Origin of the sequence: Lelliottia sp. 7254-16 (assembly GCF_002922995.1) — a bacterium.
Taxonomy (GTDB): Bacteria; Pseudomonadota; Gammaproteobacteria; order Enterobacterales; family Enterobacteriaceae; genus Enterobacter; species Enterobacter jeotgali.
In genome coordinates, this window is the sequence record NZ_PQVS01000025.1 from 14,050 (window position 1) to 39,006 (window position 24,957).

Annotated in this window: 26 protein-coding genes and 1 rRNA gene; 10 read left to right on the forward strand and 17 right to left on the reverse strand. The window is 52.9% G+C overall.

Features of this window, described 5'->3' with window-relative positions; all coding sequences use genetic code 11:
- The first annotated feature begins 92 nt into the window (after positions 1-92).
- Together C3708_RS22610 and C3708_RS22615 are read left to right on the forward strand one after the other, a co-directional pair.
- Positions 93-941 carry a MurR/RpiR family transcriptional regulator gene (locus C3708_RS22610; RefSeq protein WP_095282935.1) on the forward strand — a complete coding sequence of 283 codons (849 nt, stop codon included), beginning with the start codon at positions 93-95 and terminating at the stop codon, positions 939-941.
- A gap of 56 nt (positions 942-997) precedes the next feature.
- Complete coding sequence (locus C3708_RS22615; RefSeq protein ID WP_095282936.1) at positions 998-1,258, forward strand: YfhL family 4Fe-4S dicluster ferredoxin; 261 nt, start codon at positions 998-1,000, stop codon at positions 1,256-1,258.
- Here C3708_RS22615 and acpS read toward each other — a convergent pair.
- From acpS to rseD, 12 genes are all read right to left on the reverse strand, one after another.
- Positions 1,255-1,635 carry a holo-ACP synthase gene (acpS, locus tag C3708_RS22620; protein WP_103947281.1) on the reverse strand — a complete coding sequence of 127 codons (381 nt, stop codon included), beginning with the start codon at positions 1,633-1,635 and terminating at the stop codon, positions 1,255-1,257. The two genes, C3708_RS22615 and acpS, sit on opposite strands and share 4 nt — an antisense overlap.
- The gene (pdxJ, locus tag C3708_RS22625; protein WP_103950367.1) at positions 1,635-2,366 is read right to left on the reverse strand and encodes a pyridoxine 5'-phosphate synthase; all 732 of its coding nucleotides are present in this window, start codon (positions 2,364-2,366) and stop codon (positions 1,635-1,637) included. The genes acpS and pdxJ overlap by 1 nt, the downstream gene beginning before the upstream one ends.
- A gap of 27 nt (positions 2,367-2,393) precedes the next feature.
- The gene (recO, locus tag C3708_RS22630) at positions 2,394-3,104 is read right to left on the reverse strand and encodes a DNA repair protein RecO (RefSeq protein WP_095282939.1); all 711 of its coding nucleotides are present in this window, start codon (positions 3,102-3,104) and stop codon (positions 2,394-2,396) included.
- A 10-nt stretch (positions 3,105-3,114) separates the two neighbouring features.
- Positions 3,115-4,020, reverse strand: a complete 906-nt coding sequence (gene era / locus C3708_RS22635) for a GTPase Era (RefSeq protein ID WP_095282940.1) — start codon at positions 4,018-4,020, stop codon at positions 3,115-3,117.
- Positions 4,017-4,697: a ribonuclease III gene (gene rnc, locus C3708_RS22640; RefSeq protein WP_095284345.1), complete on the reverse strand. Its 681-nt coding sequence runs from the start codon at positions 4,695-4,697 to the stop codon at positions 4,017-4,019. Before rnc ends, era begins: the two co-directional genes overlap by 4 nt.
- A 221-nt stretch (positions 4,698-4,918) precedes the next feature.
- Positions 4,919-5,881, reverse strand: a complete 963-nt coding sequence (gene lepB, locus C3708_RS22650; RefSeq protein WP_103950368.1) for a signal peptidase I — start codon at positions 5,879-5,881, stop codon at positions 4,919-4,921.
- 16 nt (positions 5,882-5,897) lie between these two features.
- Complete coding sequence (lepA, locus tag C3708_RS22655; RefSeq protein ID WP_095282942.1) at positions 5,898-7,697, reverse strand: translation elongation factor 4; 1,800 nt, start codon at positions 7,695-7,697, stop codon at positions 5,898-5,900.
- Between the two features lie 185 nt (positions 7,698-7,882).
- A complete protein-coding gene (rseC, locus tag C3708_RS22660) occupies positions 7,883-8,359 on the reverse strand; it encodes a SoxR-reducing system protein RseC (RefSeq protein WP_103950369.1) in 477 nt (158 codons plus the stop codon).
- A complete protein-coding gene (rseB, locus tag C3708_RS22665) occupies positions 8,356-9,309 on the reverse strand; it encodes a sigma-E factor regulatory protein RseB (protein ID WP_095282944.1) in 954 nt (317 codons plus the stop codon). Before rseB ends, rseC begins: the two co-directional genes overlap by 4 nt.
- A complete protein-coding gene (rseA, locus tag C3708_RS22670) occupies positions 9,309-9,962 on the reverse strand; it encodes an anti-sigma-E factor RseA (RefSeq protein ID WP_103950370.1) in 654 nt (217 codons plus the stop codon). Before rseA ends, rseB begins: the two co-directional genes overlap by 1 nt.
- 31 nt (positions 9,963-9,993) lie before the next feature.
- Positions 9,994-10,569, reverse strand: a complete 576-nt coding sequence (gene rpoE / locus C3708_RS22675) for an RNA polymerase sigma factor RpoE (RefSeq protein WP_095282946.1) — start codon at positions 10,567-10,569, stop codon at positions 9,994-9,996.
- On the reverse strand, positions 10,566-10,670 hold the full coding sequence (rseD, locus tag C3708_RS23650) for a rpoE leader peptide RseD (protein WP_233210446.1): 105 nt from the start codon (positions 10,668-10,670) through the stop codon (positions 10,566-10,568). Before rseD ends, rpoE begins: the two co-directional genes overlap by 4 nt.
- Positions 10,671-10,995: 325 nt before the next feature.
- On the opposite strand from rseD, the gene nadB reads away from it, so the two are divergent.
- A complete protein-coding gene (gene nadB / locus C3708_RS22685; protein WP_103950371.1) occupies positions 10,996-12,615 on the forward strand; it encodes an L-aspartate oxidase in 1,620 nt (539 codons plus the stop codon).
- On the opposite strand, the gene C3708_RS22690 is transcribed toward nadB, so the two are convergent.
- Positions 12,600-13,337, reverse strand: a complete 738-nt coding sequence (locus tag C3708_RS22690) for a tRNA1(Val) (adenine(37)-N6)-methyltransferase (RefSeq protein ID WP_103950372.1) — start codon at positions 13,335-13,337, stop codon at positions 12,600-12,602. The genes nadB and C3708_RS22690 overlap by 16 nt on opposite strands.
- Positions 13,338-13,468: 131 nt before the next feature.
- Between C3708_RS22690 and srmB the strand changes: the two genes are divergently transcribed.
- Positions 13,469-14,800 carry an ATP-dependent RNA helicase SrmB gene (gene srmB / locus C3708_RS22695; protein ID WP_095282949.1) on the forward strand — a complete coding sequence of 444 codons (1,332 nt, stop codon included), beginning with the start codon at positions 13,469-13,471 and terminating at the stop codon, positions 14,798-14,800.
- Positions 14,801-14,852: 52 nt separating this feature from the next.
- On the opposite strand, the gene grcA is transcribed toward srmB, so the two are convergent.
- Entirely contained in the window at positions 14,853-15,236 is a 384-nt protein-coding gene (grcA, locus tag C3708_RS22700; RefSeq protein WP_095282950.1) for an autonomous glycyl radical cofactor GrcA, read from the reverse strand.
- A 314-nt stretch (positions 15,237-15,550) separates the two neighbouring features.
- On the opposite strand from grcA, the gene ung reads away from it, so the two are divergent.
- On the forward strand, positions 15,551-16,240 hold the full coding sequence (ung, locus tag C3708_RS22705; protein WP_103950373.1) for a uracil-DNA glycosylase: 690 nt from the start codon (positions 15,551-15,553) through the stop codon (positions 16,238-16,240).
- Positions 16,241-16,303: 63 nt separating this feature from the next.
- Here ung and C3708_RS22710 read toward each other — a convergent pair whose 3' ends face one another.
- Positions 16,304-17,401 (reverse strand): tRNA/rRNA methyltransferase, encoded by a 1,098-nt coding sequence (locus C3708_RS22710; protein ID WP_095282952.1) that lies wholly within the window; start codon positions 17,399-17,401, stop codon positions 16,304-16,306.
- Positions 17,402-17,607: 206 nt separating this feature from the next.
- Here C3708_RS22710 and trxC point away from each other — a divergent pair, with 206 nt between their 5' ends.
- The 5 genes from trxC (at position 17,608) to C3708_RS22735 (ending at position 23,328) form a co-directional block, all read left to right on the forward strand.
- Positions 17,608-18,027: a thioredoxin TrxC gene (trxC, locus tag C3708_RS22715; protein WP_103947274.1), complete on the forward strand. Its 420-nt coding sequence runs from the start codon at positions 17,608-17,610 to the stop codon at positions 18,025-18,027.
- Positions 18,028-18,096: 69 nt separating this feature from the next.
- Positions 18,097-18,795, forward strand: a complete 699-nt coding sequence (gene tapT, locus C3708_RS22720; protein ID WP_095282954.1) for a tRNA-uridine aminocarboxypropyltransferase — start codon at positions 18,097-18,099, stop codon at positions 18,793-18,795.
- A 35-nt stretch (positions 18,796-18,830) separates the two neighbouring features.
- Positions 18,831-21,494: a protein lysine acetyltransferase gene (gene pat, locus C3708_RS22725; RefSeq protein ID WP_103950374.1), complete on the forward strand. Its 2,664-nt coding sequence runs from the start codon at positions 18,831-18,833 to the stop codon at positions 21,492-21,494.
- A gap of 110 nt (positions 21,495-21,604) precedes the next feature.
- A complete protein-coding gene (gene pssA / locus C3708_RS22730; protein ID WP_103947272.1) occupies positions 21,605-22,960 on the forward strand; it encodes a CDP-diacylglycerol--serine O-phosphatidyltransferase in 1,356 nt (451 codons plus the stop codon).
- 44 nt (positions 22,961-23,004) lie between these two features.
- The gene (locus C3708_RS22735) at positions 23,005-23,328 is read left to right on the forward strand and encodes a YfiM family lipoprotein (protein WP_095282957.1); all 324 of its coding nucleotides are present in this window, start codon (positions 23,005-23,007) and stop codon (positions 23,326-23,328) included.
- On the opposite strand, the gene C3708_RS22740 is transcribed toward C3708_RS22735, so the two are convergent.
- Complete coding sequence (locus C3708_RS22740; protein ID WP_103950375.1) at positions 23,325-24,620, reverse strand: MFS transporter; 1,296 nt, start codon at positions 24,618-24,620, stop codon at positions 23,325-23,327. The two genes, C3708_RS22735 and C3708_RS22740, sit on opposite strands and share 4 nt — an antisense overlap.
- A gap of 228 nt (positions 24,621-24,848) precedes the next feature.
- Positions 24,849-24,957 (reverse strand): 5S ribosomal RNA (rrf, locus tag C3708_RS22745); the annotation flags it as partial.

A 24,957-nucleotide genomic window follows, 5' to 3' on the forward strand; every position in this document is an offset into this window, starting at 1 on the left:
ATTCATAATAACCGTACTATAATGGAATATAAAATTCATGTAGGCGAGCAAATTCGGTTTTGCAGCCGCTATCACATTTCGCCAGGAGGCGTATGAACTGTTTAATTCGTATTCGCCAGCGGTACGCGGGCTTTGCCCAGAGCGATAAGAAACTGGCGGACTTCCTGCTGGCGCAGCCCGATCGTGCGCGTCATTTAAGCTCCCAACAGCTGGCCAGCGAAGCCGGAGTGAGCCAGTCGAGCGTGGTGAAATTCGCGCAAAAAATTGGTTTTAAAGGTTTTCCGGCACTCAAGCTGGCGATAAGCGAAGCGCTGGTCAACAACCCGAATCCACAATCGATGCCGCTGCATAACCAGATTCGCGGTGACGATCCGATGCGTCTGGTGGGCGAGAAGCTGATCAAAGAGAACGTCTCGGCGATGCACGCGACGCTTGATGTGAACAGCGAAGAGAAGTTACTGGAAAGCGTTGGAATGCTGCGCACTGCACGGCGGATTATTTTAACCGGCATCGGCGCGTCGGGGCTGGTTGCGCGCAACTTCGGCTGGAAGCTGACTAAAATCGGCTATAACGCGGTTGTCGAACAGGACATGCACGCGCTGTTATCCACCGTTCAGGCGATGGCACCTGAGGATTTACTGCTGGCCATCTCGTACTCTGGGGAACGTCGCGAGATCAATCTGGCCTCCGATGAAGCGCTGCGCGTGGGCGGCAAAATCCTGGCAATTACCGGTTTTACGCCGAATGCGCTACAACAGCGGGCTACGCGCTGCCTCTACACGATTGCTGAAGAGCAAGCCACTCGCAGCGCGGCGATTTCGTCCACTAGCGCACAGATGATGCTGACGGATTTGCTGTTCGTGGCGCTGGTGCAGCAGGATCTTGAGCATGCGCCGGAGCGTATTCGTCACAGCGAGGAGCTGGTAAAAAAACTGGTCTGAACAGAGAATGAGCGTATAATGCCCGCCCTGTTTGTGATGTTTCTGAGATTTTCCTGATGGCGCTGTTAATCACCAAAAAATGCATCAACTGCGATATGTGCGAACCCGAGTGCCCTAACGAGGCGATTTCGATGGGTGACAGCATTTATGAGATTAACAGCGATCGCTGCACCGAATGCATCGGCCATTACGAAACGCCGACCTGTCAGAAAGTTTGCCCGATCCCGAACACCATTCTCAAAGATCCGGCGCATACCGAATCCGAAGAGCAGCTGTGGGATAAATTCGTGCTAATGCATCACGCGGACAAACTCTAACTTTCGATGATCACCGTCGCACAGGCGTAATGACGCTCGTCCGCCAGTGTGACATGCATGTGATTCACGCCCAATTTTTCTGCCAGTTTTTGCGCTTCGCCCCATAACCGCAGGCGGGGCTTACCCAGCTCATCGTTAAACACTTCGAACTGATTGAACGCCAGGCCGTTACGGATCCCGGTGCCAAACGCTTTCGCGGCGGCTTCTTTGACCGCGAAGCGTTTAGCCAGAAAACGCACCGGCTGTTGGTGCGCTTCCCAGATGGCCCATTCGTTATCGCTGAGCACCCGTTTTGCCAGGCGATCGCCGCTGCGGGCGATCACCGCTTCAATGCGGGAGATTTCAACGATGTCCGTACCTAAGCCAAGAATCGCCATTACTGACGCGCTTCCAGCATCAGGCGTTTCATTTCGGTAACGGCGTCTTTCAGCCCGCTCATCACCGCGCGCCCGATTATCGCATGGCCGATATTCAGCTCGTGCATTTCCGGAATTTCAGCAATCGCTTTGACGTTGTGATAGGTCAGACCGTGACCGGCGTTGACCTTCAGGCCGAGGCTCGCCGCGTAGGTTGCCGCTTTGGCAATACGATCGAGTTCTTTGGCCTGAGTGACTTCGTCTTTGGCGTCCGCATAGCAGCCGGTGTGAATTTCGATGTACGGCGCACCGACATCAGCGGCGGCTTTGATCTGGTCGAAATCGGCATCGATAAACAGAGAGACCAGGATACCGGCATCAGCCAGGCGTTTGCAGGCATCGGTCATTTTGTCGCGCTGTCCTGCGACATCCAGCCCGCCTTCGGTGGTCACTTCCTGGCGCTTTTCTGGCACCAGGCAGCAGAAATGCGGTTGGGTTTCGCAGGCGATCGCCAGCATCTCTTCCGTCACCGCCATTTCCAGATTCATACGTGTGTCCAGCGTCTGGCGCAGGATGCGTACGTCACGATCGGTGATATGACGGCGGTCTTCACGCAGATGAACGGTAATGCCGTCGGCGCCAGCCTGTTCGGCAATAAATGCCGCCTGAACCGGATCAGGATAAGCCGTGCCTCGCGCATTACGCAGCGTGGCAATGTGATCAATGTTGACGCCTAACAGTAATTCAGCCATGACAATCCTCGGTTTTCTCATTGTTCGTTAACGCTTTGGCACAAACTGCCTGAATAATTCGCGGCTCTTTAAGGGCTTGCCACCAAGATACGGCTTGAGGGCAATTCGGGTAAAGCGTTTTGCCGCGCGTAAGGTATCCTGGTCAGGAAATTCTCGCTCATACAGCGCCCTGAGATGCCGTCCGGTGAACGTTGTGTTGTCGATAACCACGCTGGCAATAAAGCCTTTCTCTTCACGATAGCGGTAGGTCATGGCGTCATCCACGGATTCACCGCTCCCCGCGCAGTGCAGAAAATCCACGCCGTAGCCAAGATGGCCGAGCAGCGCCAGCTCAAAGCGACGTAATGCGGGTTCGGGCGTGCCCGTTGCGCCAGCCAGCGCCTGGATGCAATGCAGGTAATCGAAAAAGAGTTCAGAGAAGCGGGTTTCGTGCTCAAGGACGCGGGAGATGAGTTCGTTGACGTACAGACCGCTATAGAGCGTGATACCCGACAGCGGAAGCGCCAGAGAGACGGCTTCGGCACTGCGCAGGGTTTTGACTTCGCCGCGTCCACCAAAGCGAACCAGCAGCGGAGTGAAGGGTTGTAGCGCGCCCTTCAGGTTAGAGCGTTTGGAGCGTGCGCCTTTAGCCACAAGGCGCACGCGACCGGATTCTTCCGTGAAGACGTCCAGCATGAGGCTGGTTTCGCTCCACGGACGGCTGTGCAAGACGAATGCGCGCTGCCAGCCTTCAGTCATGTTCGTTGTCTTATACGTCGTCGCCGTAACCGAGACTACGCAATGCGCGCTCGTCATCAGCCCAGCCGGATTTGACCTTCACCCACAGTTCCAGGTGAACCGGGGCTTCGAACATATCCTGCATATCTTTACGTGCTTCGATTCCGATGGTTTTGATTTTGGCGCCTTTATTGCCAATCACCATCTTCTTCTGCCCTTCACGCTCAACGAGGATCAGCCCGTTGATGTCATACCCGCCGCGTTCGTTGGTCTGGAAGCGTTCGATCTCCACGGTCACGGAGTACGGCAGTTCTGCACCCAGGAAACGCATCAGTTTTTCACGGATGATTTCAGACGCCATAAAGCGCTGGGAGCGGTCGGTGATGTAATCTTCCGGGAAATGATGAATGGCTTCTGGCAGATGTTTACGCACGATACCAGCGATGGTATCGACGTTCATACCGGTTTCCGCAGACAGTGGAACGATGTCGAGGAAATTCATCTGACTTGCCAGGAACTGCAGGTGCGGCAGCAGATCGGCTTTTTCCTGCACGTTGTCAACTTTGTTGACCGCAAGAATGACCGGCGATTTGCCATCGCGCAGTTTGTTCAGCACCATCTCATCGTCCGGCGTCCAGCGAGTGCCTTCAACCACAAAGATGATCAGCTCAACGTCACCGATAGAGCTGCTCGCCGCTTTGTTCATCAGGCGGTTGATCGCACGCTTCTCTTCCATATGCAGGCCTGGGGTATCGACATAAATCGCCTGATACGGGCCTTCAGTATGAATACCGACGATGCGGTGACGCGTGGTTTGCGCCTTACGGGACGTAATAGAAATTTTCTGCCCAAGCAGATTATTCAGTAGCGTTGATTTGCCGACGTTCGGACGTCCGACGATGGCAACAAAACCGCAGTAACTTTTTTCTTCGCTCATTCCAGCTCCAGCATTTTTAACGCCTGTTCGGCGGCAGCCTGTTCAGCCTTGCGACGGCTTGAACCTGTGCCAACCACCGGTTCACTCAGGCCGCTAACCTGGCAATGGATGGTAAATTCCTGATCGTGTGCTTCGCCGCGTACCTGCACCACCAGATAAGATGGCAGAGGAAGGTGGCGACCCTGCAGGTATTCCTGCAAACGAGTCTTCGGATCTTTTTGTTTATCGCCTGGACTAATTTCGTCCAGACGCGTTTGGTACCAGTTCAGAATGAGTTGTTCAACCGTCTGAATATCGCTGTCGAGGAAAACACCACCGATTAATGCTTCGACAGTGTCCGCGAGAATAGATTCACGGCGAAAACCACCGCTTTTCAGTTCACCCGGCCCGAGTCGCAGGCATTCACCCAGCTCAAACTCGCGTGCAATCTCGGCAAGCGTATTGCCGCGTACCAGCGTGGCGCGCATACGGCTCATATCACCTTCATCCACACGAGGGAAGCGGTGATAAAGCGCATTGGCGATCACGTAACTTAAAATGGAGTCGCCTAAAAACTCGAGGCGCTCATTGTGTTTGCTGCTGGCACTGCGGTGGGTTAATGCCTGTTGCAACAACTCCTGATGCTGAAAAGTGTAGCCCAGCTTCCGTTGAAGCCGATTAATTACGATGGGGTTCATGCGATACCAGTAAATGAATGCGTCAAAAATGCAGCACACGAAACCGACCTGATACAACCAACGCGGTTTCGTGTGCCGTGGCACTGAGTCAGCGCCAACCTTAAACTTCGGGGGAATATTCTATACGCAACGACAGGGTATGTCGTTAGCCAGGTGAGATTATCTCTTAAATAATTCACATAACCCTCAGTTACGAGGGTTATGTGCGCAAATAACAGGAATTAATGGATTCCGCCAATGCGATTCAGGCGAACGCCGGTCGGCCACTCACCTTCCTGTTTCTCGAAACTCATCCAAATGGCGGTTGCCTTGCCGACCAGATTGGCTTCCGGAACAAAGCCCCAGTAACGGCTGTCCGCAGAGTTATCGCGGTTATCACCCATCATGAAGTAATGTCCTGGTGGAACAATCCAGGTAGCAAGCTGCTGACCAGGTTGTTGGTAGTACATCCCCAACTGATCCTGGGCGATCGGCACCGTTAAAATACGGTGCGTCACGTCACCCAGCGTTTCTTTACGCTCAACCAGACGAATCCCGTTTTCTTTGGTTTCGCCTTTTGGCAGCTGGAAGAAACCGCTGGTCGCTTCCCCGCCGTTACGACGGGCAAAGGTCTGCACGAAATCGCTGGGCTCAACGTTGGAGTAGGTGATCGGCAACGCGTTTTCACACGCCGTACCAGAGCTACAGCCCGGCTGAACGGTCACTTCTTTCGCCACTGGATCGTAGCTCACCTTATCGCCAGGCAGGCCGACGGCACGTTTGATGTAATCCAGACGTGGATCTTCAGGGTATTTGAAGACCACGATATCACCACGTTTTGGATGACCGGTTTCGATTAGCGTTTTCTGGTAGATAGGATCTTTAATGCCATAGGCATATTTCTCTACCAGAATAAAATCGCCAATCAAAAGCGTTGGCATCATCGAACCGGACGGGATCTGGAAAGGTTCATAAATAAACGAACGCACCACCAGCACAATCGCCAGAACCGGGAAAACAGAAGCACCTGTTTCCAGCCAGCCCGGTTTAGGGCTGACTTTTTTCATGGTTTTCGCATCCAGTTGTTCACCGGTAATAGCCTGACGTTCGCGGCGCTTAGGGGCGAAAATAAACTTATCCAGACACCACAACAGCCCCGTCACCAGGGTCGCAATGACCAGGATCAGGGCAAACATGTTCGCCATGCCAACTCCTTAAGGATTATTTTCCGTCTTTGCCAACGTGCAGAATGGCAAGGAACGCTTCCTGTGGCAGCTCAACGTTACCGACCTGCTTCATACGCTTCTTACCATCTTTCTGTTTCTGCAACAGTTTCTTCTTACGGCTAACGTCACCGCCGTAGCATTTCGCCAGGACGTTTTTACGCAGCTGTTTCACTGTTGCACGGGCAATGATGTGGTTGCCAATGGCAGCCTGAATCGCGATATCAAATTGCTGACGTGGGATCAGCTCTTTCATTTTCTCGACCAGTTCACGACCACGGTACGGCGCGTTATCGTTATGGGTGATCAGCGCCAGCGCATCGACACGCTCGCTGTTAATCAATACATCTACACGCACCATGTTGGACGCCTGGAAGCGTTTAAAGTTGTAGTCCAGCGACGCATAGCCGCGAGAGGTCGACTTCAGACGGTCGAAGAAGTCGAGTACCACTTCCGCCATCGGGATTTCATAGGTCAGCGCAACCTGGTTACCGTGGTAAACCATGTTGGTCTGCACGCCACGCTTCTCGATACACAGGGTAATGACGTTACCGAGGTATTCCTGCGGCAGCAGCATGTGACATTCGGCGATCGGCTCACGCAACTCTTCGATATTGTTCAGCGGCGGCAGCTTGGAAGGACTGTCGACGTAGATGATCTCTTTGTTGGTGGTCTGAACTTCATACACTACGGTCGGGGCCGTGGTGATCAGGTCCAGATCATATTCGCGCTCCAGACGTTCCTGAATGATTTCCATGTGCAGCAGACCCAGGAAGCCGCAGCGGAAGCCGAAGCCCAGCGCGGTGGAACTTTCTGGTTCATAGAACAGAGAGGCATCGTTCAGGCTCAGCTTGCCCAACGCATCACGGAAGTTTTCGTAATCGTCAGAGCTGACCGGGAACAGACCCGCATAAACCTGTGGCTTCACTTTTTTGAAGCCTGGGAGCGCTTTGTCTGCCGGATTACGCGCCTGAGTCAACGTATCGCCTACTGGCGCGCCCAGGATGTCTTTGATCGCACATACCAGCCAGCCCACTTCGCCGCATTTCAGCTCGGTACGGTCAACCTGTTTCGGCGTGAAAATGCCCAGACGGTCAGCGTTGTATACCTGGCCGGTGCTCATCACTTTGATTTTGTCGCCTTTACGCATGGTGCCGTTTTTAATACGGACCAGCGACACAACGCCAAGGTAGTTATCAAACCAGGAGTCGATGATCAGTGCTTGCAGCGGGCCATCCGCGTCACCTTCCGGTGCAGGGATATCACGCACCAGACGTTCCAGCACATCAGGAACACCGACGCCGGTTTTCGCAGAGCAGCGCACCGCATCAGTGGCATCGATGCCGACGATGTCTTCAATCTCTTCTGCAACACGCTCAGGATCGGCGGCCGGCAGGTCTATTTTGTTAAGAACCGGCACCACTTCGAGATCCATTTCCATCGCGGTGTAGCAGTTCGCCAGGGTCTGAGCTTCTACGCCCTGCCCGGCATCGACCACCAGCAGCGCACCTTCGCAGGCTGCCAGAGAACGAGAAACTTCATAGGAGAAGTCAACGTGGCCTGGAGTGTCGATGAAATTCAGTTGATAAGTTTCACCATCAAGGGCTTTGTAGTCGAGCGTCACGCTCTGCGCTTTGATGGTAATACCGCGTTCGCGTTCCAGGTCCATGGAGTCCAGTACCTGGGCTTCCATTTCACGATCAGACAGGCCACCGCAAATCTGGATAATACGGTCAGACAGCGTCGACTTACCGTGGTCAATGTGAGCAATGATCGAAAAGTTACGTATGTTCTTCATATAGTTAAATAATTATGCCTTACGAATTCCTGGAGGCCGCTGTTCTTAGCCTGACGTTTTTCAGTGCGAAAACGCAGCATTCTACACTACATCTTCGTCACCAGGAAATGCTCTTCAAGCCAAGCATAGCGTCAGGGAAGGACGTTTTCAGTTCTGGGATGTAAATAAAGATAAAGCCCGATGATTTACCGGGCTTCTGAAGAGAGCGTTTCAACACGAAGCATGTCTGGCGGGAGCCCCACGCTGAGGATAATGGGCTGCCAGGCCTCTTTCTCAGCAAGCTTCTGAGAAAAGCCGCGCGCCAGCATAAAACCACCGACGCCACCTAAAACTCCGCCACACATTGCCGCAAGATCAGTGCCAAACAGCATCTGGAAAATGCCGGCGACAACAAATAATCCAACCAGGGGTGAGAGATACACCAGCATCGCAGAACCCAGTAGGCTGCCTTCAGCAATACCCAGTTCAACTTTTTGCCCAACCGTCAGCGGCTGTTCGCTCGGCACGGAAATGGTGTGCGTGGTTTGAGGCCCGAGTTTGTTTAGTACCCGGCTGCCGCAGCCTGCGCGTGAGGCACAGCTGTTGCATGACGCTTTCACGTCACAGCTCACCAGCGCGACGCCATTTTGCCACGACACTACCGTGGCCCATTCTTTGATCATTGTGCGGCCCTGAATTTAATACTGTCAGCAATGCGCTTCGCCGTTTGCGGGGGAAGTTCGCCCACAATGGTGATCTCAGCATTGTCGCGCACGGTTGTGCTCACGGTCCGGCGCCCCGTACGCAGCATTTGATCGCTACTGTTTGCCGTCGCGCGGTTGATGTTCACTGAGAAGCTGAACAATCCATCAGAATAGAGGCGCGACTCAACCGGTGTTTCAATGGTCGGAAGCTGACGGCGACTGCTGGATATTTCGCTAAAACCTTGCGGTATCCACGATGGCACCCAGTTGAAATTCACGGTATCGCCTGCAGGCACTGACAAAAGTGGCGGGAGGCTCGCTTTCGCCAGATTCTGCATGCTGTTGCCCACCTGACCATCTACCGAGAAGGAGATGACGCGGAACTGTTCCAGCGTTTCGCCATCACGATCGAGCAGATCAACACGCATCGGCAGTTTGCTCTCAGCATCCATCCAGACAATGTAGCTGTAACGCGTACCGTCCCTCGCCACCACGCGGATCACTTCGCACAGCCGGTCCGCAATGCGTGTACGGCCAACGGAAATAAAGTCGTAGTAAGGCGACAGACGCTTGAAGTCGGTGTAGATGAGGGCCGGGAGTGAATCGACAATGTAATCGCCATTCAGCGTAAACGGCTCGAGACCCGGTTCGAAATAGCTGATTTCATTACCGCGTTGAACAACTTCACGGCGCGGACCGTCGAGTTGTAATAGCTGGGCGAGCGGCTGGTTATCAAGACGAGCATGACGATAGCGCAACGACTCAACGCCCTGCTTGTTGATACTGACAAAAGCCAACTCATAATTGAGTGACTGGCTGGCCATATTCATTTGCTGCAACAACGCCCCGGACGATAAATCAGCCGAGGCGTTGGCAGAAAAGAACAGGCTACCCGCCACTAAGGACATGGCGCACCAAAGTTGCTTCATTACTGCGATTGCGTTCCTAAAGTTTGGTTTCCTGGCACTTGCACACCAGCCTGCTGGGTCTGTGCCTGCTCAAACTGGAGCTGCTCAGAGTGCAGACGACGCTGCAACTCATAGTCCTGCAGCATCGCATTAATGCGACGACGCTGTTCCTGAACCTGCTGTTGCTGGCCCGGACTGACTGATGCATCGGCGGCTGGCACACCCAAACTAACCGGACTTGCTTTACCCATCATCGGCAGTGTGTTGAACACTGGCGCTTCAGGCTGCTGGTTAGCTTCTGATTGACCGTTATAGTGCTGGACGCCAACGATAACTGCAAGCGATACGCATGCAGCCACCCCCATTTGGGTGAGTTGGCTGGCCCACGGACGCACTTTTTTCCAGAATGGCATCTTCTGCCATTGATGCGGCGCAGGTTGGGCTTCAGGAATCAGCGGAGTGGTCTGATGTACAGGCTCGTTCTCAATTGCCGCCATTACGCGTGAAGAGATATCGAAATGGAGAACATCGCCCGTATCACCGCGCATAGAGTCGCGGATGAGATGGTAACTCTCCCAGGTCTTTTGCATCTCGGGAGAGTGAGAGAGCTCGTTAAGCAGCTCACTGTCCAGCGTTTCACCATCCATTAAAGCGGAAAGTTTTTCTTTCTGCATGCCTAATACCTTTTCCAGTATCCCGCTATCGTCAACGCCTGATAAGCGGTTGAACTTTATTATCAATAGCTTCTCGCGCACGGAAGATTCGCGAACGAACCGTTCCGACCGGACAATCCATGATAGCTGCTATCTCTTCATAGCTGAGTCCATCAAGCTCCCGCAAGGTAATTGCCATGCGTAAATCTTCCGGGAGTGCCTCGATCGTGCGAAAAACGATTTGTCTCAGTTCTTCTGACAACATTAAGTTCTCAGGGTTCGAAATTTCTTTCAGCGCACCGCCACTTTCGAAGTTTTCAGCGTCAATAGCATCCACATCACTAGACGGCGGACGACGGCCCTGAGCGACCAGATAATTCTTTGCTGTATTGACTGCAATGCGATACAGCCAGGTGTAAAAAGCACTATCTCCCCGGAAAGAATCCAGCGCACGATAGGCCTTTATGAATGACTCTTGCACCACATCAGGAACATCTCCTGACGGCACATAGCGGGATACCAGACTCGCCACTTTATGCTGGTAGCGAACCACCAGTAAGTTAAAGGCTTTCTGATCTCCCTTCTGGACCCGTTCAACCAGGACCTGGTCCGTTAACTGCTCGCTCATCCGAGGTAATGTCTCCCCAAACCTAAATTCCACGCGTCATCGAAACGCCACTCTAAAAACACTGCAATGTGAGCAAGCACGAGGTTAGAGTGTATGTTCATCAATAAGTTCCGTTACGCCTTTGTTTTTGTTCATCGTGATGCAGACAGTTCATTTTCTCTCATTATATGTCTGTTAACGATACGTACCCCAGTTTCTGATAAGAAATGGTATTTTTGCTGCCCGAAGAGTACCGCAAGACAGGGTTTATTTCACCACATAATCTGAAGCTAACGATCTGCTTCGCAAAATATTTTCGTTCTTTTACGCGTTTTTTGAGCTTCTGTTTATGTTTAGGCTGCGCAACACGACCTAAAAAAAACGTGCGATTCATCGCATTCGGGTGCTATTCTGGCCAAACACTGTTTAGTAAATTAAACAAACATCATGAACACAACTCCAGAACTGCATTGTGACGTACTGATTATCGGCAGCGGCGCGGCCGGGCTTTCGTTGGCGCTGCGACTGGCCTCACATCAGAAAGTTATTGTCCTGAGCAAAGGGCCGATGAGCGAAGGCTCAACGTTCTACGCACAGGGCGGAATCGCCGCCGTGTTTGATGAAACGGACAGCATTGCCTCTCACGTAGAAGACACGTTGATTGCAGGCGCAGGCATTGTTGATGCACATGCGGCGGAATTCGTTGCCAGCAATGCTCGTGATTGCGTTCAATGGCTTATCGATCAAGGCGTGTTATTTGATACTCACGTCCAGCCGAACGGTGAAGAGGGCTACCATCTCACCCGAGAAGGCGGTCATAGCCATCGTCGTATTCTTCATGCCGCTGATGCCACTGGCAAAGCCGTCGAAACTACACTGGTGAGTCAGGCGCGCAATCACCCCAATATTCAGATCCTTGAACGCAGTAATGCGGTGGATTTGATTATCTCCGATAAAATTGGCTTGCCAGGCACACGGCGTGTTGTCGGTGCGTGGGTCTGGAATCGCAACAAAGAGACAGTTGAAACCTGCCAGGCGAAATCCGTGGTACTGGCAACAGGTGGCGCATCCAAGGTGTATCAATACACCACTAACCCGGATATCTCTTCCGGGGACGGAATTGCGATGGCATGGCGCGCAGGCTGTCGCGTCGCCAATCTGGAGTTTAACCAGTTCCACCCAACCGCCCTCTTCCATCCGCAAGCGCGTAATTTCCTGCTAACCGAAGCCCTGCGGGGTGAAGGCGCGTATCTCAAGCGTCCTGACGGCACGCGGTTTATGCCTGACTTCGACGAGCGTGGCGAGCTTGCCCCGCGCGATATCGTGGCCCGCGCCATTGACCACGAGATGAAACGTCTCGGCGTTGATTGTATGTATCTCGATATCAGCCATAAGCCCGCTGATTTTGTTCGCCAGCACTTCCCGACAATCTATGAGAAATTACTGGGCCTTGGGATCGACCTGACCAAAGAACCGGTGCCGATTGTTCCCGCCGCACACTATACCTGCGGTGGCGTAATGGTGGACGATCATGGCCGTACCGATGTCGATGGTCTGTATGCTATCGGTGAAGTGAGTTATACCGGGCTTCACGGCGCGAACCGCATGGCGTCAAATTCGCTGCTGGAGTGTTTGGTTTACGGCTGGTCAGCCGCAGAAGATATTACCAAACGGATGCCGTATGCCCGTCAGGTGGAGAGTCTTCCTGCATGGGATGAAAGTCGGGTGGATAATCCCGATGAACTGGTCGTGATTCAGCACAACTGGCATGAGCTGAGGCTCTTTATGTGGGATTACGTCGGGATCGTGCGTACCACCAAACGCCTTGAGCGTGCACTGCGCCGGATCACGATGCTGCAGCAGGAAATTGACGAGTATTACGCTAACTTCCGCGTCTCGAACAATCTGCTGGAATTGCGCAATCTGGTGCAAGTCGCGGAGCTGATTGTCCGCTGTGCGATGATGCGCAAAGAGAGTCGGGGCCTGCATTACACGCTTGACTACCCCGATCAATTAGCAGTATCCGGCCCTTCGGTGCTGGCTCCGCTCGCTCACATAAACAGATAAAACGCCTGGGTCAGCGCGGTGTAGGCTTCGGAGTAGCACTGATCTGGCCCACGAATAACCATCCTGTCGCTAAAGCATTCTCCTTCTTTTGGGGAGAGTGCTAATAAAACGCGGTGCGGCAGTCGTCCTTCGTTATCGGCAATATCGGTTCGTAAACGTAAGAACCAGCCCATCTCGAGTGCTTTTTTAATAAACACGTTGCCGGTGCTTTCAGGCAAAACGACGCAGAAAAAGCCCTCTTCTGAGATCAAATTCGCCGCCGATATCAACAACGCCTGGTGATCCAGTGTGCCTGTGTAACGCGCCTGATTACGCTCAGGCGTGGCACACTCTACGCCCGGTTCAAAATAAGGCGGGTTGCTGACAATCAGATCGTAGCGCGCGGTTTGCTCTGGCGCCCATGCGAGAATATCGGCACATTCCACCCAAACGCGAGACGCCCACGGTGATTCGGCAGCGTTCTCCCCGGCCTGACTGGCGGCTAGCTCGTCAAGTTCAACCGCATCAATAGTGACATGCTGCTCGGTTCGTTGTGCCAGCATCAGCGCCAATAGCCCGCTTCCAGCACCAATATCCAAAATTCGCTTAACCTTCGCGACGGGCGCCCACGCACCCAGTAAGATACCGTCAGTACCGACTTTCATCGCACAGCGATCGTGAGCCACAAAAAACTGTTTAAAGGTAAAACCATCGCGGCGCAACTGCGCTTTGGGTTGAGACATGTCCAAGCAACCTTCTTAAATAAAACTGGATTAGCATAGGGGAAAGCGAAGTGGCGGAAAAGGGATATCCACAAACAGATGAAGATTGCAGCCATAACGTCTATAATCAGCGCCCCACACAGAGGTAGAACATGACTGTAACGACTTTTTCCGAACTTGAACTCGATGAATGCCTGCTGGAAGCTCTCCAGAATAAAGGCTTCACACGCCCAACTGCCATCCAGGCGGCTGCAATTCCGCCTGCGTTAGAAGGCCGTGATGTACTCGGTTCTGCGCCGACAGGCACCGGTAAAACGGCGGCATATTTGCTGCCTGTCTTGCAGCATCTGATCGACTTCCCACGCAAGAAATCAGGCCCACCGCGCATTTTGATCCTGACACCGACACGTGAATTAGCCGTGCAGGTCGCAGAACATGCCCGTGAACTGGCCGCGAATACACATCTGGATATCGCCACCATCACCGGTGGTGTCGCCTATATGAACCACGCCGAAGTGTTCAGTGAGAACCAGGATATTGTGGTGGCGACAACCGGACGCTTGATGCAGTACATCAAAGAAGAAAACTTTGACTGCCGCGCTGTGGAAACGCTGATCCTTGATGAAGCAGACCGTATGCTGGAACTCGGCTTTGCACAAGATATCGAACACATTGCGGGCGAAACGCGCTGGCGCAAACAGACAATGCTCTTCTCGGCCACTCTGGAAGGTGACGCGATTAAAGACTTCGCTGAACGCCTGCTGAATGAGCCGGCTGAAGTGTCTGCTACGCCGTCCACGCGTGAGCGCAAAAAGATCCACCAGTGGTATTACCGCGCCGACAATCTTGAGCACAAAGTTGAGCTGCTCAAGCACCTGCTGAAACAAGATGACACCACCCGTACCATCGTGTTTGTGCGTAAGCGCGAGCGTGTGCATGAGCTGGCGAATATGCTGCGTTCAGCCGGTATCGATAACTGCTATCTTGAAGGCGATATGCCACAGGCGAAGCGTACCGAAGGCATTAAGCGTCTGACCGAAGGTCGCGTCAACGTTCTGGTTGCCACCGACGTAGCCGCGCGCGGTATCGATATTCCTGATGTCAGCCATGTCATAAACTTCGACATGCCGCGTACCGGTGATACCTATCTGCACCGCATTGGCCGTACTGGTCGTGCAGGCCGTAAGGGTATTGCGATCTCACTGGTTGAAGCGCACGACTACATGCTGTTGATGAAAGTGGGACGTTACATCGAAGAACCAGTCAAAGCCCGCGTCATTGATGAACTGCGTCCAACCACGCGTGCGCCGAGCGAAAAAATGACGGGTAAACCGTCCAAGAAAGTGCTCGCGAAGCGTGCAGAGAAGAAAAAAGAAGAAGCAAAAGAGAAGCCGCGCGTGAAGAACCGTCATCGCGATGCCAAAAACATTGGTAAGCGCCGTAAGCCAAGTGGCACTACGCCGACTTCACAGAACGAAGAGTAAAAAAAAGCCGGGTTAATCACCCGGCTTTTTTATTTCCCCAAAACTTCAAACCTTACAGGCTTTCAGTAAAGGTACGCGCGATAACGTCACGCTGCTGTTCTGGGGTCAGAGAGTTGAAGCGTACCGCATAGCCAGAAACACGAATGGTCAGCTGCGGGTATTTCTCTGGATGTTCAACTGCGTCTAGCAGAGTTTCACGGCGCAGAACGTTAACGTTCAGGTGCTGACCCCCTTCCACGCGAACTTCTGGCTGAACTTCCATTGGCACTTCACGGTACTCAATCTCACCCAGCTTGTTGACCGGGACGATTTCGTCTTCAGCGAAACCGGCTTTAGCAACGACGCAACGCGCTTCGCCTTTTTCGCTGTCCAGCAGCCAGAAAGAGTTCAGCAGATCGTCGTTTGCAGCTTTAGTAATCTGGATACCTGTAATCATGTTTTGCCTCCAGGGCTACATTAATTCATGGATGTCGGCCTCTCGCGGCCAATTGGTAAAACCATTGTTGCTTGAGTGTATATATATCAGCCGCCACACCATGATTCTTTGATTTAAATCAACAAAATCACCGACCACACAAAGAGTGTGGTTTGATTTTATTGTTTTAAATCAATTTACACCAAGCCATAAACAGCATTAATTTGAGTATTTCAAATTAAATTGAAAGACTTAGGCGCAAATTTCGCGATGGATTTTATTCCCTTCTCTTAAACGGTTAAGCTAGTCGCCATTAAGATATGCAGGAGAGCATCATGACTACCCTTAAGACCTGGCATGGCGTGCTGGCAGAAGAGAAACAACAACCCTATTTTGTGAATACGCTCAGCACTGTCGCCACAGAACGGCAATCCGGTCAGACGATCTATCCCCCGCAGAAAGATGTGTTTAACGCCTTTCGCTATACCGAACTCAATGATGTGAAAGTGGTGATTCTGGGCCAGGACCCGTATCACGGTCCGGGACAGGCGCACGGTCTGGCGTTTTCAGTACGTCCGGGGATTGCCACGCCCCCTTCGCTGCTGAATATGTATAAAGAGCTGGAAGGTTCGATACCTGGATTTACCCGGCCTATGCATGGCTACCTGGAGAGCTGGGCACGTCAGGGCGTTCTGCTGCTCAATACGGTGTTAACCGTTCGCGCAGGGCAAGCCCATTCTCACGCTAACCTGGGCTGGGAAACCTTTACGGATAAAGTCATTAGCCTCATCAATGAACATTGTGAAGGCGTGGTCTTTTTGCTGTGGGGCGCTCACGCGCAGAAGAAAGGGGCAATTATCGATGGGCAACGTCATCATATCCTGAAAGCGCCGCATCCTTCGCCACTGTCGGCTCATCGCGGCTTTTTTGGCTGTAATCACTTTGTACTGGCGAATGAATGGCTGAAAAAACGCAATGAAGCACCAATCGACTGGATGCCCGTGTTACCGGCGGAAAGTGAGTGATTTTTTAGAAGGGATAAGAGGATATATGCCCGGCATTCACCGGGCATAAGAACACAAAGCTCATTATGCTTTGTTCTGACGCCACCATTCAGCCAGCAGGACGCCAGTTGCAACGGAAACGTTGAGGCTTTCTACTTTGCCAGTACCCGCGATGGAAACGCTCAGATCGGCAGAAGAGAGCGCCGCATCAGACAGTCCGTCACGTTCCTGACCCAGCACCAGCACCATTTTGCGCGGTAGTGTCGCTTCGAACAGCGGCGTACCTTTATGGCTGGAGGTTGTCACGATAGAGTAGCCCGCTTTGCGGAACTCTTCGATGGCATCCAGAACGCTTTCGCCCGTAATAGGCTGTACGTGCTCCGCACCACCTTCGGCAGTACGAATCGCCGCACCGGATTCGACAACCGCCGCATCCTGCAACAACACGCCTTTCACACCGAAATGTGCGCAGCTACGCATGATCGCACCCAGATTGTGAGGGTTGCCCACATCTTCCAGCGCCAGCACGCAATCGTCGGCATCAGCCTGACTAACCCATTGCTGGACGGTCGTGCCATTACGTTTTTTGATCAGGAAGCAAACGCCACCGTGATGCTCGGTACCGGATGCTTTGGTCAGCTCAGCATCATCTACCACATGGTAGGCTTTGCGGTTTGCCGCCATCCAGCGCAGTGCTTCTTTGAAACGCGGCGTAACGCTCTGGATAAACCAGGCGCGAACGATACATTCCGGACGGCTCTGGAACAGGGCCTGGCAGGCATTCTCGCCATAGACTCGGGTTTCTTCTGCGCGTTGACGGCGCAGAACTTCCGGATCGATAAAGCTCTTACCACTAATCCCGCCGTGATCGGCTTTTGCCGGTGCTTCTTCACCCGGTGCGCGGGAAACGGTACGCCACGGTGAGGCATCACGTGGGAAATCATCACGTGGACGGTCGTCGCGGCGGCGATCGCCCGGCTTGCGGTCATCACGTTTGCGGTCATCACCACGGTTATTTCTGTCATCGCGGGCGGGGCGACGGCCACCGTCTGCACGAGATGGACCCGGACGCCCCCCACCCTTTCCGGTACGCGGATTTTGGGTGCGTTTGTCAGAATCATCATCACTGCGGACATACATCACTTTGACCTTGCCGCTTTTATTCTTCAGTTCGTCGTTCATGCTTTTCTCCACCAGCGCTGCGCGAAGCGCGCAGATTACCCGATGTGTCAGCGCATAGCCATTATTTCGTACAAAAGCCTGTGACTATTGTTCCCATTGAATAAAACGCATTGTCGTTTCAAACAGGGTCGATGATAATATGTAACATATCCGAAACATTATCGGCATTTTGCCGCTTTGTCCCACTGCTCTATCAGAGGTTAGTTATGAATACCGTATGTGCCAACTGCCAGGCCCTCAATCGCATTCCGGATGACCGAATTGATGATGGGGCAAAATGCGGGCGTTGCGGTCATGAGCTTTTCGATGGCGACGTGATTAACGCAACCGGCGAAACCCTTGATAAATTACTGAAAGACGATCTGCCAGTCGTGGTCGATTTCTGGGCTCCCTGGTGCGGCCCGTGCCGTAACTTTGCGCCGATCTTTGAAGATGTCGCAGAAGAGCGTAGCGGTAAAATACGCTTCGTGAAGGTGAATACTGAGGCTGAACGTGAGTTAAGTGCTCGTTTTCGTATTCGCAGTATTCCGACCATTATGATTTTCAAAAACGGTGAAGTCGTCGATATGCTCAACGGTGCCGTGCCGAAGGCTCCTTTTGAAAGCTGGCTGAACGAAAGCCTCTAACAATCACGGGGCATATCTTGTGCCCCGTTCTTCCCTCTGCGAGAATGGCGTTTTTTATGCGCCCCTCCCATGACTGATAACGCCGTACTCCAGCTGCGCGCCGAACGCCTTGCGCGTGCGACCCGTCCTTTTCTTGCTCGTGGCAACCGTGTTCGCCGCTGCCAGCGTTGCCTGCTGCCGCTGAAACAATGCTTGTGCGAAACACTGACAGCCAGCCATGCACAGAGCCGATTTTGCCTGGTTATGTTCGACACCGAACCTATGAAGCCCAGCAATACCGGACGGTTGATCGCGGATATTTTGCCAAACACCGCTGCGTTTCAGTGGTCTCGCACCGAGCCGCCTCAGGCGCTTCTCGATTTGGTCGCCAATCCCGATTATCAGCCAATGGTGGTGTTCCCCGCATCCTATGCTGGCGCGGATCGCGAGGTGATTTCTGCGCCCTCAACAGGCAAACCGCCGCTTTTTATTATGCTGGATGGCACCTGGACCGAAGCACGAAAAATGTTTCGTAAAAGCCCTTACCTGGATGCATTGCCGGTGATTTCTGTCGATCTTTCACGCGTGTCTGCTTATCGTCTGCGTGAAGCCCATGCTGAGGGGCAGTATTGCACGGCGGAAGTCGCCATCGCCCTGCTGGATCTGGCAAACGATACTGCCGCCGCCAGCGCTCTGGGCAAGCATTTTTCGTGCTTTCGCGAGCGCTATCTGGCAGGAAAACCCATTCGTACGGGAAGCGTCACAGCAGAAGAGCCGGAAAGCGTTTAAAATCATCAGGTCACTCGCGTTTACAGGAGACTTGTATGAGCCAGCGAGGGCTAGAAGCGCTACTCCGCCCTAAATCTATCGCCGTGATCGGGGCATCCATGAAGCCCGACCGCGCCGGATATTTAATGATGCGCAACCTGCTGGCCGGTGGATTCAATGGCCCGGTCATGCCTGTCACCCCGGCGTATAAAGCCGTTCAGGGCGTGCTGGCGTGGCCTGACATACAAAGCCTGCCCTTCGTCCCTGATCTCGCCATCCTCTGTACTCATGCCAAGCGCAATCTCACCCTGCTGGAAGCACTGGGTGAGAAAGGGTGCAAAACCTGTATTATTCTCTCTTCACCGCCTGAGCAGCAGGCAGAATTACTGGCCTGCGCGAGCCGATATCAGATGCGCTTGCTTGGGCCTAACAGCCTGGGGCTTTTGGCTCCGTGGCAGGGATTGAACGCCAGTTTTTCTCCGGTGCCAATCCGTCAGGGCAAACTGGCTTTTATTTCCCAGTCAGCGGCTGTCTCCAACACCATTCTCGACTGGGCGCAGCAGCGTGAGATGGGATTTTCGTATTTCATCGCGCTGGGCGATAGCCTGGATATTGATGTCGATGAGCTGCTGGATTTCCTGGCCCGTGACAGTAAAACCAGCGCAATCCTTTTGTATCTCGAACATCTGAGCGATGCGCGCCGCTTTGTCTCCGCTGCTCGTAGCGCCTCACGTAATAAACCGATTCTGGTGATTAAAAGTGGTCGTAGCCCGGCGGCGCAGCGCTTACTGCATTCTCACTCGGGGATGGACCCAGCCTGGGATGCCGCCATTCAGCGCGCCGGTTTGCTGCGTGTGCAGGATACTCATGAGCTGTTTTCTGCGGTAGAGACCTTAAGCCATATGCGCCCGCTGCGGGGTGAAAGGCTGATGATTTTGAGTAATGGCGCGGCGCCTGCCGCACTCGCCCTTGATGAACTGTGGTTACGGAACGGAAAGCTGGCCGCGCTGAGCGAGGAGACACTCCATCGGCTACGTGAAGCGTTGCCTGCAAGCGTAACGCCGGGCAATCCGCTTGATTTACGGGACGATGCCAGCAGCGAACGTTATATCCAGGCCATCTCAATATTACTGGATAGCCAGGATTTTGATGCGTTGATGGTGATTCATTCGCCTAGCGCAGTTGCACCCGGCAGCCAAAGCGCTCGAGCGTTGATTGATGCCGTCAAGAATCATCCTCGCGGAAAATATGTCAGCCTGCTGACCAACTGGTGCGGAGAGTATTCCTCACAGGAAGCGCGACGTCTCTTCAGCGAAGCGGGATTACCGACCTATCGGACGCCAGAAGGCACCATTACCGCATTTATGCATATGGTGGAATACCGTCGCAACCAGAAGCAGTTGAGAGAAACACCGGCATTACCCGGTAATCTGGCGGCTAATGCGACCGAAGCCCACAATCTGCTGCGCCAGGCAATTGAAGAGGGGGCATCTTCGCTTGATACCCATGAGGTACAACCGATTCTGGATGCCTATGGCATGAAAACCTTGCCCACCTGGATCGCGAGCGACAGCGCCGAGGCAGTGCATATTGCCGAGCAGATTGGTTATCCAGTGGCGCTAAAGCTTCGTTCTCCTGATATTCCGCATAAATCGGATGTGCAGGGCGTCATGCTTTATTTGCGTACGGCAGCGGAAGTGCAGCAGGCCGCTGAGGCGATTTTCGATCGCGTCAAAATGGCCTGGCCGCAGGCAAGAGTCCACGGTCTTTTGGTTCAGAGCATGGCGAACCGCGCCGGGGCGCAGGAACTCAGAGTGGTCGTGGAGCACGACCCGGTCTTTGGCCCGCTGATTATGCTGGGGGAAGGAGGCGTTGAGTGGCGACCGGAAGAGCAGGCAGTCGTCGCGCTGCCGCCGCTGAACATGAATCTGGCGCGGTACCTGGTTATTCAGGCGATTAAGAGTAAAAAAATCCGCGGGCGCAGCGCACTCCAGGCTTTGAATATTGCCGGTCTGAGTCAGTTTCTCGTCCAGGTGTCGAACCTGATCGTCGATTGCGCCGAGATCCAGCGGCTGGATATTCATCCGCTACTGGCTTCTGGCAATGAATTTATCGCGCTGGACGTGACGCTGGATATTGCGCCGTTTACAGGTGACCGGGAAAGCAGGCTGGCGATTCGCCCGTATCCTCTGCAGCTGGAAGAGTGGGTGGAGATGAAAAATGGCGAGCAGGTGCTGTTTCGCCCTATCCTGCCTGAAGATGAGCCGCAGCTGCGGGCCTTTATCGCGCAAGTCACGAAAGAAGATTTGTATTATCGCTACTTCAGTGAAATCAGCGAATTTACCCATGAAGATTTAGCCAATATGACCCAGATCGACTACGATCGGGAAATGGCGTTTGTTGCCGTTCGCCATCGTAAAGAAGGCGATGAGATCCTCGGCGTCACGCGCGCAATTTCTGATCCTGACAACATAGATGCGGAATTTGCCGTGCTGGTTCGTTCCGATCTAAAAGGTCTTGGACTTGGGCGGCGGCTGCTGGAAAAACTGATCGGATACACGCGCGATCACGGATTACTTTGCCTGAATGGGATTACTATGCCCAATAACCGGGGCATGATCACCCTGGCGCGCAAACTTGGATTTGACGTAGATGTTCAGCTGGACGAAGGGATTGTCGCCCTCTCGCTCCGTCTGGCAGCGACGTCCGCTCAAGAGTAAGGTACTGGAAATGTTGACCACTTTAGCAAGCACTGGTGGTATCATTGTCCACTTATGTTGTCTGCAGATGCCAGATAACCCTTCAATGAACAGAGAAGATACGCACTGTGATGTTGTCAAAATTTAAGCGTAACAAACATCAACAACACCTTGCTCAACTACCGAAGATTTCTCAGTCAGTTGATGATGTCGAGTTCTTTTACGCTCCCGCCCATTTCAGGGAGACGCTTCTGGAAAAGATCGCGAGCGCCACGCAGCGTATTTGCATTGTGGCGCTTTATCTTGAACAGGATGAAGGCGGACGCGCTATTTTAAGTGCTGTCTATGAAGCTAAACGCCAGCGCCCGGAACTTGACGTTCGTATACTGGTTGACTGGCATCGCGCGCAACGCGGTCGAATTGGTGCGGCAGCGTCCAATACCAATGCTGACTGGTACTGCCGTATGGCGCAAGAAAACCCAGGGGTTGATGTTCGTGTTTACGGAGTGCCCGTAAACACACGTGAAGCGCTTGGTGTTCTGCATTTCAAAGGTTTCATCATTGATGACTGTGTACTGTACAGCGGTGCCAGCCTCAATGACGTTTACTTGCACCAACTCGATAAATATCGCTACGACCGTTATCATCTGATCCGCAACGCACAGATGACGGACATCATGTTTAACTGGGTCGATCAAAACCTTGTACATGGCCGTGGTGTGAATCGCCTTGACGATCCTCATCGTCCAAAGAGCCCGGAAATCAAAAATGACATCCGCCTTTTCCGTCAGGAACTGCGTGATGCGGTCTATCATTTCCAGGGTGATGCAGATAACGAACAGCTTTCCGTTACGCCACTGGTGGGCCTGGGGAAATCCAGCCTGCTGAATAAAACCATCTATCATTTGATGCCGTGTACTGAGCAAAAGCTGACGATCTGTACGCCGTACTTCAACTTACCGGCGATACTGGTCCGCAACATTATTCAGCTACTGCGCGACGGTAAAAAAGTCGAAATCATTGTCGGAGATAAGACCGCCAACGACTTCTTTATCCCGGAAGATCAGCCGTTCAAGATTATCGGTGCGTTGCCGTATCTGTATGAGATCAACCTACGTCGCTTCCTGAGCCGCCTACAGTATTACGTTAACACCGATCAACTGGTGGTGCGCCTCTGGAAAGACGAAGACAATAGCTATCATCTCAAAGGGATGTGGGTTGACGACGACTGGATGCTTCTGACCGGGAATAACCTCAATCCGCGAGCCTGGCGTCTGGATCTGGAAAACGCCATCTTGATCCACGATCCACGACACGAGCTTTCTGCTCAGCGTGACCGTGAACTCGAATTGATTCGTACTCATACGACAACCGTTCGCCATTACCGCGATTTGCAGAGCATTGCAGATTATCCGGTGAAAGTGCGTAAGCTTATCCGCCGGTTACGTCGTATTCGTATTGACCGCCTCATCAGCCGTATTCTGTAACGAACCAGCCCTGTCATCGACGGGGCTTTTTTTTGGAGTCCGTTATGCGAAACTTTCTCCTGCTCTCTCCCTTCTTGCTTTCAGGCTGCAGCCATATGGCCAATGACAGTTGGCAAGGTCAGGATAAGGCTCAGCATTTTATCGCCTCGGCAATGCTCTCTGCAGCGGGCAATGAATACGCACAACACCAGGGTTACAGCCGCGATCGCAGCGCGGTTTACGGACTCATGTTTTCCGTAAGCCTTGGTGCCTCTAAAGAATTGTGGGACAGCCGCCCTGCTGGGAGCGGCTGGAGCTGGAAAGATTTTGCATGGGATGTGGCCGGTGCCACAACCGGCTTTGCCGTGTGGCAGCTGGCTCATTATTAAAGTCGAATGCCTTTTCCTTTGCGATGCAGCATCAGCGAAACAATAAATGCCAACGCCCCCATGACGGTCACATACCAGAAAAAGGTGTTTTCACTTCCTACCGACTTCAGCGTTAGCGCGACATATTCTGCAGAACCACCGAAGAGCGCGTTAGCCACCGCATAAGACAATCCCACCCCTAAAGCGCGGACCTGGGGAGGGAACATTTCCGCTTTTAATATTCCACTGATCGAGGTGTAAAAACTGACGATCACCATCGCCAGCATAACGAGTGCGAAGGCGGCATACGGTGAAGAAACATGCTGCAGCGCAGACAAAATAGGGACTGTGCAAACAGCGGATAATCCACCGAAGATTAACATCGATGTCCTCCGTCCGATTCGGTCTGACAGCGCGCCGATCAACGGTTGGATGAGCATGAATACAAACAACGCGGCGGTCATCACGATACTGGCAACATTGGCATGCATTCCCGTGGTATTGACCAGATACTTCTGCATATACGTTGTGAAGGTGTAAAAGCTGAGTGAACCGCCAGCGGTGAATCCTAATACCATCAAAAAGGCTTTGCGGTTGCGCCATAACCCTTTCATCGATCCTGCTTCTTTCAGTGCCCTTACCTCTTTTTGCGAAGTTTCATCCAACTGGCGACGCAGCCATAAAGCGACCACGGCCAGAACGGCCCCCATCGCAAAAGGAATTCGCCATCCCCAGGAATGTAATTGTTCATCGGTCAGGATCTGCTGCAGAACGACCACAACCAGAATAGCCAGCAACTGCCCGCCGATGAGTGTGACGTACTGGAAAGAGGCGTAAAAACCTTTCCGTCCCTCAACGGCAACTTCACTCATATAAGTGGCGCTGGTGCCATATTCACCACCGACTGAGAGCCCCTGGAACAAACGAGCCAGTAACAGCAATGCAGGTGCCCATGTGCCGATGGTGTCATACCCAGGCAGGCAAGCGATCACCAACGATCCCAGACACATCATGCAAACGGAGATCAGCATTGAGGTTTTGCGCCCCTGTCTGTCTGCAATTCGGCCAAATAGCCAGCCGCCAATCGGCCGCATCAGAAATCCGGCAGCAAATACCCCTGCGGTTTGTAGCAACTGGGTTGTGGTATTCCCGGACGGGAAAAAGATATGGGCAAAATAGAGGGAACAAAACGAGTAAACGTAGAAGTCGAACCATTCGACCAGATTACCTGATGAGGCGCTGACGATCGCCCATACCCTGCGCCGGGTATCGCTGTCAGCCAGCGTCCCGTGCGATGTGATACTTTCAGTCATTTTACTGTGCTCCTGCCATAAGACTTAAGCGCGTTGGAAGCTGAATGCCCCAATCATTAGTAAATGAAATGTTATATTTTTGTTATATTTAACATTGTGATTTACATCACACATTTACTTAGCAGGATAAGCGATTAGGAAGAGTTACTGGAATAGTGTTTGATGATTTTAGAAAGGACAAAAACGCAAAAAGGCCATCCTTCCGGATGGCCTCTTCACTTAATTGATGCCTGGCAGTTCCCTACTCTCACATGGGGAGACCCCACACTACCATCGGCGCTACGGCGTTTCACTTCTGAGTTCGGCATGGGGTCAGGTGGGACCACCGCGCTAAAGC

Coding starts and splice junctions, on each gene's coding strand:
- C3708_RS22610 (WP_095282935.1), top strand. CDS start 93: ATGAACTGTTTAATTCGTATTCGCCAGCGGTACGCGGGCTTTGCCCAG.
- C3708_RS22615 (WP_095282936.1), top strand. CDS start 998: ATGGCGCTGTTAATCACCAAAAAATGCATCAACTGCGATATGTGCGAA.
- acpS (WP_103947281.1), bottom strand. CDS start 1,635: ATGGCGATTCTTGGCTTAGGTACGGACATCGTTGAAATCTCCCGCATT.
- pdxJ (WP_103950367.1), bottom strand. CDS start 2,366: ATGGCTGAATTACTGTTAGGCGTCAACATTGATCACATTGCCACGCTG.
- recO (WP_095282939.1), bottom strand. CDS start 3,104: ATGACTGAAGGCTGGCAGCGCGCATTCGTCTTGCACAGCCGTCCGTGG.
- era (WP_095282940.1), bottom strand. CDS start 4,020: ATGAGCGAAGAAAAAAGTTACTGCGGTTTTGTTGCCATCGTCGGACGT.
- rnc (WP_095284345.1), bottom strand. CDS start 4,697: ATGAACCCCATCGTAATTAATCGGCTTCAACGGAAGCTGGGCTACACT.
- lepB (WP_103950368.1), bottom strand. CDS start 5,881: ATGGCGAACATGTTTGCCCTGATCCTGGTCATTGCGACCCTGGTGACG.
- lepA (WP_095282942.1), bottom strand. CDS start 7,697: ATGAAGAACATACGTAACTTTTCGATCATTGCTCACATTGACCACGGT.
- rseC (WP_103950369.1), bottom strand. CDS start 8,359: ATGATCAAAGAATGGGCCACGGTAGTGTCGTGGCAAAATGGCGTCGCG.
- rseB (WP_095282944.1), bottom strand. CDS start 9,309: ATGAAGCAACTTTGGTGCGCCATGTCCTTAGTGGCGGGTAGCCTGTTC.
- rseA (WP_103950370.1), bottom strand. CDS start 9,962: ATGCAGAAAGAAAAACTTTCCGCTTTAATGGATGGTGAAACGCTGGAC.
- rpoE (WP_095282946.1), bottom strand. CDS start 10,569: ATGAGCGAGCAGTTAACGGACCAGGTCCTGGTTGAACGGGTCCAGAAG.
- rseD (WP_233210446.1), bottom strand. CDS start 10,670: ATGAACATACACTCTAACCTCGTGCTTGCTCACATTGCAGTGTTTTTA.
- nadB (WP_103950371.1), top strand. CDS start 10,996: ATGAACACAACTCCAGAACTGCATTGTGACGTACTGATTATCGGCAGC.
- C3708_RS22690 (WP_103950372.1), bottom strand. CDS start 13,337: ATGTCTCAACCCAAAGCGCAGTTGCGCCGCGATGGTTTTACCTTTAAA.
- srmB (WP_095282949.1), top strand. CDS start 13,469: ATGACTGTAACGACTTTTTCCGAACTTGAACTCGATGAATGCCTGCTG.
- grcA (WP_095282950.1), bottom strand. CDS start 15,236: ATGATTACAGGTATCCAGATTACTAAAGCTGCAAACGACGATCTGCTG.
- ung (WP_103950373.1), top strand. CDS start 15,551: ATGACTACCCTTAAGACCTGGCATGGCGTGCTGGCAGAAGAGAAACAA.
- C3708_RS22710 (WP_095282952.1), bottom strand. CDS start 17,401: ATGAACGACGAACTGAAGAATAAAAGCGGCAAGGTCAAAGTGATGTAT.
- trxC (WP_103947274.1), top strand. CDS start 17,608: ATGAATACCGTATGTGCCAACTGCCAGGCCCTCAATCGCATTCCGGAT.
- tapT (WP_095282954.1), top strand. CDS start 18,097: ATGACTGATAACGCCGTACTCCAGCTGCGCGCCGAACGCCTTGCGCGT.
- pat (WP_103950374.1), top strand. CDS start 18,831: ATGAGCCAGCGAGGGCTAGAAGCGCTACTCCGCCCTAAATCTATCGCC.
- pssA (WP_103947272.1), top strand. CDS start 21,605: ATGTTGTCAAAATTTAAGCGTAACAAACATCAACAACACCTTGCTCAA.
- C3708_RS22735 (WP_095282957.1), top strand. CDS start 23,005: ATGCGAAACTTTCTCCTGCTCTCTCCCTTCTTGCTTTCAGGCTGCAGC.
- C3708_RS22740 (WP_103950375.1), bottom strand. CDS start 24,620: ATGACTGAAAGTATCACATCGCACGGGACGCTGGCTGACAGCGATACC.